The sequence below is a fragment of the Microcoleus sp. LEGE 07076 genome (genome assembly GCF_015207455.1).
Classification (GTDB): Bacteria; Cyanobacteriota; Cyanobacteriia; order Cyanobacteriales; family Microcoleaceae; genus Microcoleus.
Genome location: NZ_JADEWV010000055.1, coordinates 20,149 through 33,961 on the forward strand (window position 1 = coordinate 20,149; position 13,813 = coordinate 33,961).

The 13,813-nt window shown below is 46.0% G+C and carries 10 protein-coding genes; 3 read left to right on the forward strand and 7 right to left on the reverse strand.

Going from position 1 to position 13,813, the window contains the following annotated elements; translation table 11 throughout:
• The first annotated feature begins 133 nt into the window (after window positions 1–133).
• On the forward strand, window positions 134–319 hold the full coding sequence (locus IQ270_RS11745; protein WP_193973396.1) for a hypothetical protein: 186 nt from the start codon (window positions 134–136) through the stop codon (window positions 317–319).
• An 86-nt stretch (window positions 320–405) separates the two neighbouring features.
• Here IQ270_RS11745 and IQ270_RS11750 read toward each other — a convergent pair whose 3' ends face one another.
• Window positions 406–4,677, reverse strand: coding sequence for a PAS domain S-box protein (locus IQ270_RS11750; protein WP_193973397.1), 4,272 nt, complete (start codon window positions 4,675–4,677; stop codon window positions 406–408).
• A gap of 467 nt (window positions 4,678–5,144) precedes the next feature.
• Complete coding sequence (locus tag IQ270_RS11755) at window positions 5,145–5,303, reverse strand: hypothetical protein (protein WP_193973398.1); 159 nt, start codon at window positions 5,301–5,303, stop codon at window positions 5,145–5,147.
• A gap of 12 nt (window positions 5,304–5,315) precedes the next feature.
• Here IQ270_RS11755 and IQ270_RS11760 point away from each other — a divergent pair, with 12 nt between their 5' ends.
• Window positions 5,316–6,683, forward strand: a complete 1,368-nt coding sequence (locus IQ270_RS11760) for a TldD/PmbA family protein (RefSeq protein ID WP_193973399.1) — start codon at window positions 5,316–5,318, stop codon at window positions 6,681–6,683.
• A 423-nt stretch (window positions 6,684–7,106) separates the two neighbouring features.
• Here the strand turns inward: IQ270_RS11760 and IQ270_RS11765 are convergent, their stop codons facing one another.
• Together IQ270_RS11765 and bioF are read right to left on the reverse strand one after the other, a co-directional pair.
• Complete coding sequence (locus tag IQ270_RS11765; protein ID WP_193973400.1) at window positions 7,107–7,256, reverse strand: hypothetical protein; 150 nt, start codon at window positions 7,254–7,256, stop codon at window positions 7,107–7,109.
• 363 nt (window positions 7,257–7,619) lie between these two features.
• Entirely contained in the window at window positions 7,620–8,798 is a 1,179-nt protein-coding gene (gene bioF, locus IQ270_RS11770) for an 8-amino-7-oxononanoate synthase (protein ID WP_193973401.1), read from the reverse strand.
• A 66-nt stretch (window positions 8,799–8,864) separates the two neighbouring features.
• Between bioF and IQ270_RS11775 the strand changes: the two genes are divergently transcribed.
• Window positions 8,865–9,800, forward strand: coding sequence for an exopolyphosphatase (locus tag IQ270_RS11775; protein ID WP_193973402.1), 936 nt, complete (start codon window positions 8,865–8,867; stop codon window positions 9,798–9,800).
• 206 nt (window positions 9,801–10,006) lie between these two features.
• Here the strand turns inward: IQ270_RS11775 and IQ270_RS11780 are convergent, their stop codons facing one another.
• The 3 genes from IQ270_RS11780 to IQ270_RS11790 form a co-directional block, all read right to left on the reverse strand.
• On the reverse strand, window positions 10,007–10,225 hold the full coding sequence (locus IQ270_RS11780) for a hypothetical protein (RefSeq protein WP_193973403.1): 219 nt from the start codon (window positions 10,223–10,225) through the stop codon (window positions 10,007–10,009).
• A gap of 11 nt (window positions 10,226–10,236) precedes the next feature.
• Window positions 10,237–11,358, reverse strand: coding sequence for a glycosyltransferase family 4 protein (locus tag IQ270_RS11785; RefSeq protein ID WP_193973404.1), 1,122 nt, complete (start codon window positions 11,356–11,358; stop codon window positions 10,237–10,239).
• 94 nt (window positions 11,359–11,452) lie between these two features.
• Window positions 11,453–13,813 (reverse strand): chloride channel protein (locus IQ270_RS11790; RefSeq protein ID WP_193973405.1); only part of this gene is annotated, 2,361 nt, incomplete at its 5' end.

Below are 13,813 nucleotides of genomic sequence, written 5' to 3' on the forward strand. Positions count from 1 at the left end.
CAGTTTTTATCTCTTTAAAGGTTGATGCAGCACCGCTTCTCTAGCAGCTTGGATCTATCTTAGTCGCTATAGCAGAGGGAAGAAGTCATTAAGTCATTAGTCCAACGTCATGTTTTGCTGTCCCCCCCGAGCTTTGGGTCCAACGTCATCAGGAAGAAGGAAGAGGGAAGAAGGAAGAAGCAAGAGGGAAGAAGGAAGAGGGAAGAAGGAAGAGGGAAGAAGGAAGAAGCAAGAGGGAAGAGGGAAGAGGGAAGAGGGAAGAGGGAAGAGGGAAGAGGGAAGAGAGGGAGCATTCGTGCACGAGCCGCTCAATTTTTAGGGTGCGTCAGCTCGCGGCTCATCCCTCACAGCCTGAAAATTCAACTATGAGCTGACGCACCCTACCAATCTAAAATCTAAAATCGACTAGGTTTTGCCGATCGGAATTTCAATCTTAAAAATCGTTTCCCGTCCCATTTGGGAAGTACACTCAATCTTCCCCTTATGCTTTTCTACCACAATCGAATGGGCGATCGACATTCCCAACCCCGTACCTTTCCCCACAGCTTTTGTCGTAAAAAACGGGTTAAAAATGCGATCGGCTATCCCCTCGGGAATGCCCGTACCGTTATCCGAAATTTGCACCATCACAGTGTTGTGAGGCGTGACACCAGTGCAAATAACAATCCTGCCCGGATTTTGCTCTGCTTCGGGAAACGATAACTTAGCACAGCGTTCCTCGATCGCATCAATGCCATTAACAATAATATTCATAAACACTTGATTTAGTTGGCTCGCGTAGCACTCCACAAGCGGCAGTTTGCCGAACTCCTTAATTACTTCAATTTCTGGACTGCTGTCGTGACTCTTCAAGCGGTGCTGCAAAATCAACAAAGTGCTATCAATTCCCGCGTGAATATCCACAGGCTTCATCGCCGATTCGTCCAGCCGCGAGAAATTCCTGAGCGACAAAACAATTTGCCGGATGCGATCGGTTCCTACCTGCATCGAACCCACAAGTTTTATTAAATCCTCGGCCATGAAGTTCAAATCAATCTCTTGAATGCGATCGACAATTTTTGGATTCGGTTCTGGATACTCTTGTTCGTAGAGACTCACCAGACCGAGCAACTGTTGCGTATACTCTTTGAAATAATTAATATTAGCGTGAATGAAATTAACCGGATTATTAATTTCGTGAGCTACCCCGGCAACTAACTGCCCCAAAGAAGACATTTTTTCAGTTTGAATAAGCTGAGCTTGAGTAGAGCGCAATGACCGCAGCGCTGACTCCAACTCTCCGGCTCTTTCTCTTTCTCGCGCCTCGCTTTGTCGCAGAGCTTCTTCAGCTTGTTTGCGAGTCGTAATATCCAGAGCAAATCCAATTATTACTTTGGGCTGACCCTCAGCATTTCTGCTAAAAATACTATCCCGAGTTTGCAGCCACAAAACTTGACTGTTTGCAGCCCGCATCCGGTATTCAATTTCTTTAATTTCCCCATCTTCAACTTCTACAAAGCTCGCGTGATGTTTCACGATTTTAGGCAAATCTTCGGGGTATACTAACTGAGGTATCAGTGACGAACCCATCGCTTTAATGTCGTCAAAGCTATAGCCTAAAACCGTCACCACAGAAGAATTAGTGTAGGTATTTCGCTGTTCTTCCAAATCGTATAGATACAAAATACCGGGAGTAGCATCGGCGATTTTTTGAATGAACTGCTGGCTTTCTTGCAAAGCCAACTCAGCTTGCTTGCGGTCTGTCACATCAATGGTGATGCCGTCCCAAAGAATATCGCCATTGTCTTTAGCTTCAGGACGCGACATTACCTGAAACCAGCGAAGTTTCCCAGAAGGCAGTACCAGCCGTCCTTCCCACTGCCAAGGTTGCAAATTTTGCGCTGAAATAGCATTAGATTCGTAATAATTTTGGATGTCGTCGGGATGAACCAAATCTATTAGCAAAGACGAATTTTGCATCACAGCTTCTGGTTCTAAGTCAAACATTTCTCGGCAAGCAGGACTCAGGTAAGGGAAACTCACAGATCCATCCGGACGCAGCAAACATTGATAAATCATTCCGGGTAAATTAGCCGACAGCTTTTGGAATTTTTCCTCGCTTTCCCGCAGTGCTGACTCTGCTTGTTTGCGCTCCGTAATGTCAGTAATTGAACCAACAATGCGGACTGCTTTTCCAGATTCCTCCCACAAAGCTTGTCCCCGACTGAGTATCCATTTGTAGGAGCTGTTGTAGCACCACAAGCGGTATTCGATGATGTAATGTGGCGTTTTCCTATCTAAATGGTCTTGGAAAGCTTGCATTACTAAGGCCAAATCGTCGGGATGCGTGCCCCTGTTCCATTCGTCAAAGTAATCGATATCTGGGGCGTGTTCGTATCCGGTGATTTCCTTAAATCGATGGGACAGGAATATTTCTCCTGTTTGCAAGTTCCAATCCCAAATACCGTCATTGTTGCCTTTGAGCGCTAACTGCCAGCGTTCTTCACTTTGCATCAATTGAGCTGTGCGTTCTTTAACTCTATTTTCGAGTTCTTGATTGAGCTGTTTGAGATTTTCTTCTGCCTGTTTGCGCTCGATCGCAATTCCTGCTAAATTCCTGACAGTTTCGATCGATTCCAGATCGAAATTTTGGGGAACGCGCGGTTGAGCGCAATACATGGCGAAAGTGCCTAAAACTTTGCCTTCAGACGAAAAAATCGGACTAGACCAACAAGCTTTCAGTCCAAAATTTAAGGCTAAATCTCGGTAATTTTCCCACAAAGGATCGGTAGCAATATCTGTCACGATTACTTGTTCGCGGCGGTAGACAGCAGTGCCGCAGGAACCGACATTCGGGCCGATGGCTGCACCATTAACAGCAGCGTTGAAACTGTCGGGCAAACTCGGCGCGGCTCCGTGCAGCAAATGTTGACCGTCTTCATCTAACAGCAAAACCGAACCCATGACATCTCTAGATTGCTGTTCGACAATTTCAATTAAAGTATTTAAAGTATCGCTCAAAGAAGCGCCCTGAGCAATCATTTCTAAAATTTGTTTTTGAGCGTTCAACCATTTTTCAGATTGTTTGCGCTGCGTAATGTCGCGGGCTACCCACAGAAGCGTGTTTTGTTTCATGGGCGAAATGGTAGCAGCAAACCACTTTTGTTGGCTGGAAATTTGTATGTTATATTCAAAAGTACAGATTTGATTCGTAGCGAGGGCGGTGCGAATTTTGTCCACAAAAAATTCTGCGATTTCTGGCTCAAATATATCGCTGACTTTTTTGCCGACAAGTTCGGCCGGCGGCTTGTACAAAAGTTCGGGATTTGTGGGGGCAATTTTCAGGTAGCGTCCCTCAATATCGAGCACAAAAATTATGTCGTTCATCGCCGCGAATAAAGCTCGCAATTCTGATTCAGAAGCTTTCAGGGCGATTTCAGCTTTTTTGCGATCGCTAATGTCTGTGCCCACCGACAGCAGCCCGATCGACCTTCCTCGGGCATCGAACAACAGTTGATTTCTCCAAGCTACCCAGACTTTTCCCCCGCAGCGGCGGATGTTTTCATTTTCGTGTTTGAAGTATTTGTCCGGGTGTGCCGCGCAGTCTCGAATTATTATGGCTAAATGATTTTCTGATAAATTGGCCGGATCTACAATTGTGCCGATCGGGCTTTTGCCAATTATTTCGGCTTCTGAATACCCGAAAAAATTTTCCGCAAATTCATTAAAAAAAGTAATTTTGCCCTGACTGTCTAACTGCACAATGATGCTGTTAGCATTCTCGACCAATTGCCGGTACTTAGCTTCGCTGGCGCGCAACTTCTCCCGCCCGTAAACCCAGCTAAAAATCACCGCCCCGCTGAAAACAGCCAGCCAGCCACCGCCAAAAAGCAACCACCCCCGCAGTGGCGAATTCTGCGACCATCCCCCCACTGGAATTGCTGCCAAATGCCAGGAACCGTTGGGCAAAGTGATTTCCAGAACCACAGGATTCTGCTGAAAAATCGACTTGTCGCCGAAAAACACGTCCCCGATCGCTCCTTTGCCGTCTTCGCCCCGCAAAGCGTATTGCAGGTTAGCCTTGGGATCATTGACTCCTGCTTCCTCGATCGGGGAGTTTTTGTCTAGAACCATGCCGATCAACCCCCAGTAAACTCCTGTTTCGGGCTCTGCGCCAGGGGGTGTGAGAAAAATGGGCGATCGGCTGACGAACCCCTCGCCCCCCTCGAATAATTTCACGGGCCCTGCAACCAAAGTTTTTCTGGTATTGATGACATCTTGGACCATTTGTCGCTGTTCGGGTACCGCCGTCAAGTCAACCCCGATCGCCTTTTCATTTCCCGCCCGCGGATAAACATCAGCAATTGTCGTGCCTTTAACTAAAGTTATGTTGCGAATGCCGGTTTGCTGTGCCAGCAAAATTCTCGCTATCGCCGCAAACTCGGCTTCGGTGATGTTCGGGTTGTTGGAAATGTCAGCCACCAAACCCCGGAGCAAAAACAGCCGGGAATTCAAAGATCCTTCCAGCTTAGAACGGACTGTGCTGAGCCGATCGATCGTGCTAGCGCGTTTGTACTGCAAAAATCGCTGTTGTTCCGATCGGTCTAAAATGCCAACTCCGACCAAAATCGCTATAAATGTCGAAATTGCCGCTAAATAGGGTAAAGTTTGGAACTTTTTAATTTTAAAGTTTTCCATTTGCAGGCACTTAAGCTATATTTTTAAGTCTTTAGATAGATTTATTTTAATTCTATTTTTCTAGGCAGATGCAAAATTTCCGGTATACCGGGCTTTTAGCCAACTGGCGCGAGTTTTTTGTGTTGTAAGCTGTACAGCATTTAACTGGTATATTTCAATTCCCTCTCGCATTCTCCCCATTGGTGTCAACTTAAGGTCAAAAACCTTTGTATTGCTCGTTCGCCGCTGAGACCAGATCCCCCTCGCCTCCCCCGAAAGCAAGGGGGACTTTGAGTGATTGTTGTCCCCCCTTTTTTAAGGGGGGTTAGGGATCGGGTCTTAGGATCGCGAATTAAATAATTTACACATAATTAGTGGGATGGGCTCTATAGCCCCTCCAGGACTGGCGGGACGCCCATCCCACAAGAACCATAACAATGGTAAGTTATTTAATTCTCATTCCTTAATCACCAGACAGAAGACTGGAACTACGTTTGACGTGTTTGTTGACACCAATTCCCTCTCCCGTTCTCCCGTTCTCCCCTCTCCCGCTCCCCTGCTCGGACTCGCGCACCCAAAAGACTAGAATTATTAGCTAAAATAGAGTTAGCAATAATTTTTTTCAGCGCCCGGCGCGAATAATTCATAGGGACAATTTGATGCAGCAACAGTTGATGGAAGCGATCGCACCTTACCGCGATCGAGTAGATTATCTAGAAGTTCGGCTCGAACAAAGCGAGTCAACTGCGATTAGTTTTCGCGGCCCTGAGTTAGATGCTGTCAACCGCAGTTTCAGTCTTGCCGGCGGCATCCGCGCCTGTCACAAAGGCGGCTGGAGTTTTGTAACTTTTAACGGTTTAGCTGAGTTAAAAGCTCGGATTGAAGAAGCTGTAGTGCAGTCTCGGTTGGTGGGCAGCGAAAAAACTCTACTAGCAGATGTCACGCCGATTCAAGATTATGTAGCGGTGGAATTGGGCCGCGATCCGCGCTCTATTACTCTAGCCGAAAAGCGGAAATTGCTCGAATCTTACAATCAGTTGCTGTTAGATTACGACCCGCGAATTCAGACGACAATGGCCGGTTACAGCGACAGATTTGGGATTACTTATTTTGTAAATTCTCAAGGTACTTCGATTGCTCAAGAGCGCTTGGACGTGACCGGGCGTTTTGGGGCGATCGCCCGGGGCGAAGGCGGTGTCGTCCGGCAAGGGTTTGAATCGATTCACTCGCGATCGGACTACGATGTATTGACAAATATTGAAGATCGTGTTAAAAGTGCGGCCGTTCGAGCAGTCAGCCAACTAGAAGCAAAATCGGTGAAAGGCGGTCAGTATCCAGTGATTTTAGACCCTTATTTGTCGGGGGTGTTTATTCACGAAGCTTTCGGCCATTTGTCGGAAGCCGACGGCATTTACGAAAACCCGAAAATGCAGGAATTGTTGACTTTGGGCAAGCCTGTGGCGATCGAACAATTAAATGTAATTGACGACGCAACATTGCCGGGACTGCCTGGAACTCTCAAATACGACGACGAAGGTGTGCCCGCTCAGTGCAAGCATTTAATCAAAAATGGAGTTTTAGCAGCGAGGATGCACAATCGCGAGACTGCGGGCAAAATGGGCGAAGCTCCGACGGGAAATGCCAGGGCTCTGAGCGCTACTTTTATGCCTTTGGTGCGGATGACTAATACGGCGATCGAATCTGGCGCACATTCTTTTGACGAAATGGTGGGCGACATTGAGGAAGGAGTCTATGCAGTGCGGATGCTGGGAGGACAAACCAACGGCGAAATGTTTACTTTTGCCGCAGCCCAAGGGTTCATGATTCGCGACGGCAAATTGGCCGAACCGGTGAGCGATGTCACTTTAAGCGGCAATGTATTTCAGACTTTAAAGGATATTGAGTCGATCGGCAACGACTCAGTTTATGCCTACGGCGGTTGCGGCAAAGGCGGCCAAGGCGGTTTGCCCGTCAGCGTCGGCGGCCCCCACTTGCGAATTAAAAATGTTGTAGTCGGAGGAAGATAGGCAGTAGTCATTAGTCATTGGTTATTGGTTATTGGTTATTGGTTATTGGTTATTGGTTATTGGTTATTGGTTATTGGTTATTGGTTATTGGTTATTGGTTATTGGTTACTTGCTACGAATTACCAATTTCCAATTCTCAATTCCTAATAACAACTAACAACTAACAACTAACAACTAACAACTAACAGTTAACAGTCAACAGTCAACAGTCAACACTCAACAGTCAATAATTGTTGTGGAACAGGCATCCTGCCTGTTCAAGACGACGAATCCCAACGAAAAAACCCAGTTTCTTCAAGAAACCGGGTTTTTTTCTACCAACTAACAGAGGAGTGAAAATTCAACAAATAGAGGTTGCGGGAATTCTGCTTTCTCGCACAACCCTCTAAACCAGACTGCAAACAATATTTTAGTGGCAGCTTCTTACAACTGTCTCATTTCCTCTTCCAGCACCCGAACCAAATCTTGATTGCCGCTGGCTCTAGCTGCTTCAATGCGGTGCATCAGTTGCTTGTGAATGTTAGCGCGGTGGGTTTCAGCTACTTTTCTGACGTTTTTGCGATTTGTGTTCATCGTGGACATTCCTTATATTGAATTTGGTGTACCGACTACTTCTTTAATATAGCGCAAAATTCCAAAAAGTATCTAAATTTACAAAAAATTTACATTTGCGAGCGATCGACCACAACAGTATAAGCTATTTTGCATAAGTCAATAGCGATATCTTGACAATTCCCATAATTTATTTAAAGAGCGGCATCTGTAGGGACACAGCCGAGCTGCAAAATTGCTGTGGGGCAGGCAAGATACCTGCCCGCAAACAATATAATTCCGCACTTGCTGGCTGCAACCAATGTATTTTTTCCAAAAACCCGGTTTCTTGAGCGGGAGCGCGTAAGCCATGATTTACTCAAGCTGTGTGCGGCGGCGCGCGCCCTACATTGAGTCAAAACTCAAAACTTCCCCCAGCGCCTCTACTAACTGCTGCAAGTGTGCGAGCTCGTGAGTTGCCATCAGCGAAATCCGAATTCGGCTGACACTTACAGTCGGAGGCCGAATCGCCGGAGCAAAAATACCCATCTCCTTGAGTTTGCTACCGGCGGTTAAAGCTGTGGCTGCATTTTTTAACGGTAAACTGAAAATTGGAGAGAGGGAATGGCTAATTGGTAATTGGCGATTGGTAATCGCGCAATATTTGAAAGTTTCAATATTTTGTTGCAAGCGCGATCGGCGTTCTGGTTCTTGCTGTACAATTTTCACAGCTTCCAAAGCAGCAGCCGTGTCAGCCGGGGTTAATCCGGTAGTATAAATCCAAGTCGCAGCTCGATTGCGGAGAAAATCAATTAAGGCAGCAGAGCCCGCAACGTAGCCGCCCAAACTTCCCAAAGCTTTGCTTAGCGTGCCAACTTGAATTAGCGGCAATCCCGTACAGCCGAAATGTTCTGTGCAACCGCCACCCCTAGCACCGAAAACTCCTGTAGCGTGAGCTTCATCTACTAATACCATGCAGTTAAATTGTCCGGCCAAAGCTATTAACTGCGGTAGCGGGCACAAGTCCCCATCCATGCTAAAGACGCTATCGGTAATAATTAAACACTTGCGGTATTTGACCCGATTTTGCTCTAGCTTGGCTTTTAAATCCTCAAGATGGCAGTGATTGTACTCTAGTGCTGTTGCACCGCTAAGCGCTGCTCCGTTTTTGAGGCTCGAATGGTTGTACTTGTCAGATAATATCAAGTCGCGCTTGCCGACGATCGATGCGATCGCCCCTAAATTTGCTAAATATCCCGAACTGAATACTAAAGCGTCTTCGGTTTGTTTTAAATTAGCAATAGCCAGTTCTAGCTGTCGGTGCAAATCGCGGTGTCCGCTGAGCAACCTCGAACCCGTCGCACCCGTACCTAATTCCTTTGTTGCAGCCACAGCCGCTTGAATTAACCTGTCATCGCCCGCCAGCCCGAGATAATCGTTGCTGGCAAAGTTAATCAGCCGGCGGTTTCCTAATTTTACCGTAGGGCCGCGGCAACTTTCGATCGATTGTGGCGATCGATACCAATCGGCACGGCGCACAGTGTCCAGGGACTTCTCTATCCAAGCGTAAGGGTCTGCATTCATATTGTCCGGCGATCGGGTAATAAGTTATATTGTCTTGTAATCAGTCACTGCCTCTCACACAAACCTATGCCACTCACTAAAAAATACAGATTAGTCACCCGCAGCGATTTTGACGGTCTTGTCTGTGCAGTTTTGCTCAAAGAACTAGATTTGATCGACGAGATTAAATTCGTGCATCCTAAAGATATGCAGGATGGAAAAATCGAAATAACAAATAACGATATTAGCACCAACTTACCCTATGTTGAAGGAGTTCATCTAGCCTTCGACCACCACTTCAGCGAAACTCTCAGACACGAAAAAATCAAAATCAATCACATCATCGACCCCTATGCAGATTCAGCAGCTAGGGTGCTGTACAAATATTATGGAAGCCGAGCCAAGTTTCCCGATATTTCCGAGGAAATGATGGTAGCCGTTGACAAGTCAGATTCCGCTCAATTTTCCAAAGAAGAAGTTTTACATCCAGAAAAATGGGTGCTGTTAAACTTTTTAATGGATGCTCGAACCGGGTTGGGCAGGTTTAAAGAATTTACAGTTTCCAACTATCAGTTAATGATGCAGTTAATCGATTACTGCAAAACTCATAATATCGACCAAATCTTGCAGCTTCCTGATGTAAAAGAAAGAGTAGACCTTTACTTCGAGCAATCAGAAAAATTTCAAGAGCAAATACAGCGCTGCGCCAAAGTTTATGAAAAATTAGTGGTTTTGGATTTGCGGAACGAAGACGTAATTTATGCCGGAAATCGTTTTGTACTTTATGCTTTGTTTCCCGAGTGCAATATCTCGATTCACGCACTTTGGGGGCTGAAACAACAAAATACTGTTTTCGCAGTTGGTAAATCAATCTTTAACAAAACTTCTAAAACTAATATTGGGGAGTTAATGTTAAGATATGGTGGCGGGGGTCATCAGAACGCCGGAACTTGTCAGATTGAAAATGATAAAGCTAGTAAAGTTTTGAAGGAGTTAATTGCCAAGATTGAGCAAAAGGGTTGAATTGGTTCGATATTTTTTGCAGTCAGGACTTGAGTCTTTGATTCTTTCAATTTTTAGGACTTAAGTCCTCACTGCGAACGGGGTTATATGAAATCCGTTGGCATCGAAATTACTCATCTCTGTCTCTTCTCTTCCTTTGCGTTCGGGTTCGCCTTCGCAGTTTGGTTGAGTCGATGCAACCGGATTTGGGATCACTCGTCGAATTTTTAATCTTGTGGGTTTTGGGGGATTAATTTTTCTGAAGTATTGGCTTTGACAGGTGGCAAATGGTCTACCAAACCCATATCAAAAGCGATATCCGGCAAATCGGCAGCGTTATATTTTCCGGGTTCAAACAACCGCCCTGGAGTAAAACAAGGCTGTTTTAATTGTACCACTTCGCTAGGTGAAAACATTCCCCTAAACATTTTGCGTTCGAGTCCCATAATTTCCGTTCCTAAAACAACTCTCGCATTAATTTTAGCAATTTTTTGCCCGTCGCTTCCCAATTAAATAAATCTGCCGTCTCTCTAGCTTTTTGAGCTACCTGAAAACGCATCGGGTCTTCGACGATTTTTCGCAACTGCTGGCGAACAGAGTCAACGTTTGGTTCTGCCCAATGAGGAGAATTTCTGATTTTCAGATACTGAGTATCGTAACACTCTCCTACGGGAATTAGATCGCAAGTAATGGGATAGCAGTTAGCGGTATTGGCGTACTCAGTGGGGCCACCGTACATCGTCATGGCGACGGGTAAACCTGCTGCAAAGGCATCCAAAATTTTAATGGCAAAACCTTCGCCGCGAAAGGGAGCTAAAAAAGCATCTGCTGATAAGTATAAATCAGCTAGTTCTGCTTTACTACAAAATTTAGGTTTTACCTGAATTTTTGACTTTGACTTGCCGAATTGCTTTTCGTTATTTAGGATATGTTCTACTATGAACTCGGGATTTTTGCCGCCATCTTTGATAATTAATTCTACGTTAGCATCATTTTTAAACTCTCGATAAAATGCTTGAATGGCGAGATCCGTGCCAAATCTATATAAATCATAAGAGTTGGTCATGTGCAGAATATATTTTAGCTCTTTTTTGGTTTTCTGGGGTCTGGTAGAATAGAGTTTCGAGATTAAAGGATTGAAGCCTAAAGGCACGACTGAGACTTTTTGCGCCCGACAGCCAGCTTTGATTAAAACGTTTTTAGAATATTCGCTTACTGCTAGTATGTGGGATGAATTGTTGACTGCATCGTAAATCCAGTAATCATCATTATCGTCGTTTCTGGCGAATTCGTAATTAATGGCAAAAAATTCTAAGTTGAGATGTCCCTTGAGTTCTTTGAGGAAATGAGGTTTCCAGTAATGAGACCATTTGATCTGAAATAAATCTGATGGTACGGTGTTCATCCACTTTGCTAGCAGGTGGTTTTCTTCTGCTGTGGAATTGCGGCTGATGTGAGAGGCTATTGGCGATGGTTCGACGGAAATAGGAATTCCCATCTGGTCTAATGTTGTGGCCAGGGATAGGGTAATGTCGGCGAAGGAGTTAAAGTGTTGAAAGCCGACGTTAAAGTGAACCATAATAATTTGTCAGTTGGCAGTTGTTAGTTGGCAGTTGTTAGTTGTTAGTAATTAACAGTCAACAGCCAACAGTCAACAGCCCGATTACTAATGACTAAGAGGCCGATCGCACTAATATGACTGTACAGTCGCACCCGCGCGCCACAGCTTCCGGGATGTTCCCTTGAATCACCTGCTTCAATAGCCCTTCGCGGCTGGCTCCGAGGACAATGGCATCACATTGATCATTTTGAGCTTGATCGATTAAAGCATCGGAAACCGATTTAGCGCAAACGGCTGTCGCGATTACTGAACACTTAACTCTGCGCTGAATAAACTCCGCAGCTTGCTTTAATTCTAGCCGATCGGGTTCTGCAACAGAAGGCTGGTGAACTTGACACAATTTAATCTCCGGTACTGCACTCGCAGCCACGAAAGCAGGTAACAGCCGCAAAGCCGCAGCTTGCTTGTAACTGCCGCGAATTGGCACTAACCAGCGCTGCAAACCCATCAGCGTATGCAATCCCAATTCTGGCGGCGGAATGTCAGAATTTGGCGGGGAAAGTTCTGTCTCGGGAGTTGCTGATGAACTTGATGCGGCAAATGTAGCATTTTCTGCGTCATTTAACTGCCATTGTGTAGAAGCATCTTCCCCCGCGCTGCTAGCGGCTAAAAATTTTATTTTTTGGGGTGTTGCTAGTAGTTTTTTGCTCCACTTTACCAAAACTACCTCGCAACCGGCTTGCCGAATTACGGTATCTACAACATCGCCAAAAATGCGTCCTGTTGTGGAAAATTCGCCTTGCCAGCCCATCAAAATTAAATCAATGTGTCGCTCCCTAATTGTCTCTAATATCGCGTTAGGTACGTCGTGAGCTACCCGTATTTGAGTGTGTACTGGCAAGTTCCAGTTGCGAATTATTCGCTCGGCTTGTTGCAGCAGGCGGCGGCTTTTTGTTGTCCGCACTTTGCTTTCTGAGGGGGAACTGTTGCGCGGTACTGTGATGATTTGTAGGCATTCTAATTCGTAATGGCGATCGCGCGCGATCGCGGCCGCCAGCCGCAGCAAAGCGGGGGCTGTTTGCGGGTTGGAAAGCGGCACTAATAAGCGACCGTTTCCGATTTGCGGAGCTCTGGTTTGATAAACTACATAGGAAGGTTCTGGATGCGGGCCCAGGGTTTTTTCTCCGCTGAGATGTTGGGATTCAACTCGGATAATGTCGCTGCGGGTAATAATTCCTACTAAATGGCGGCCTTCTACCACTGGCAAACGGCTGATATTGTAGTTATTTAGCCTGTACAAAACTTCGCTTAGAGTATCGGTTGCTTTGACTGCGATCGGCTGTACAGTCATAAATTCTTTCAGCAGGGAGGTGTCGGAAAAATTGCGTTTGCTGGCATTTGCCAAATCGGTTTGACTGACAATTCCCACTAATTTTCCGCCGTCTACTACTGGAAATCCTCGGTGGTGCGATCGCGAAAAAGCCTGCATCACTTCATCGAAAGTCAGCCCACTCGAAAGAGTTTCGACTCGGCGCTGCATCACGTTAGCTGCGTGCAACTCGCTCAAAGCGTCAACCGCAGGTTTATCTTTTGTTAGTTGAATGCCGTTAAACTCCAAAAGGCGATCGTACAACGAGCCGCTCTCTACTTTTTCTGCGACCAAATAAGCAACTACAGAACAGATCATCAAAGGCAGCACTAATTTAAAATCCGCCGTAATTTCAAAGACAATTACTACCGCAGTAATCGGCGCTCTCGAAACCGCGCAAAAAAACGCTCCCATTCCCGCCAAAGCATAGGTTGTCGGCAAGCCTATGCCCAGGGAATTTGCTTGCGAAATGCCCACGATGTGACCGAGTGCAGATCCCATAACTAAAGAAGGGGCAAACAATCCTCCCGGAGCTCCAGAAGCAGCGGAAATAGTTGTCAGAAAGAAATGAGCAGCCAAAGCCGTTAAACTCGTTGTAATGTTGGCTTCTCCGGTCAGCAAAAACTCGCGCAGCCCTGTATTGTTGCGAAAAGTTTCTGGCAGAAGAGCTATTACTGAACCGCAGATTAGACCAGCTAGAGCAATTCGCACGGGCAAGGAAAATTTGAGGGTTCGCCTGTTAAATTTCAAGCCAGCAATCATCCCTTTGCCGAACAAAGCTCCCAGGATTCCCGCTAAAACTCCTAACAGTATGTAAAACGGGATTTCTTGAGCTTGAAAAGTTATTGGGTACTCGCGAAGGTTCAAGTTTAAACTGTCGCCGCCCAAAAGTTGCGAGACAACTGCACCGATAAATGAAGCGATAATTGCAGTCCCTAAAGTCAATCCAGAAACATCGTGCAACAGTTCTTCAACTACAAACAAAACTCCGGCAATGGGAGCATTGAAACCCGCAGCTAATCCCGCCGCAGCGCCGCAAGCAATCAATTGTCGGCGGTAGTCTGGGGAAGTCGGCATTAAGTGACCAATCCAGCCGGCTAAAGA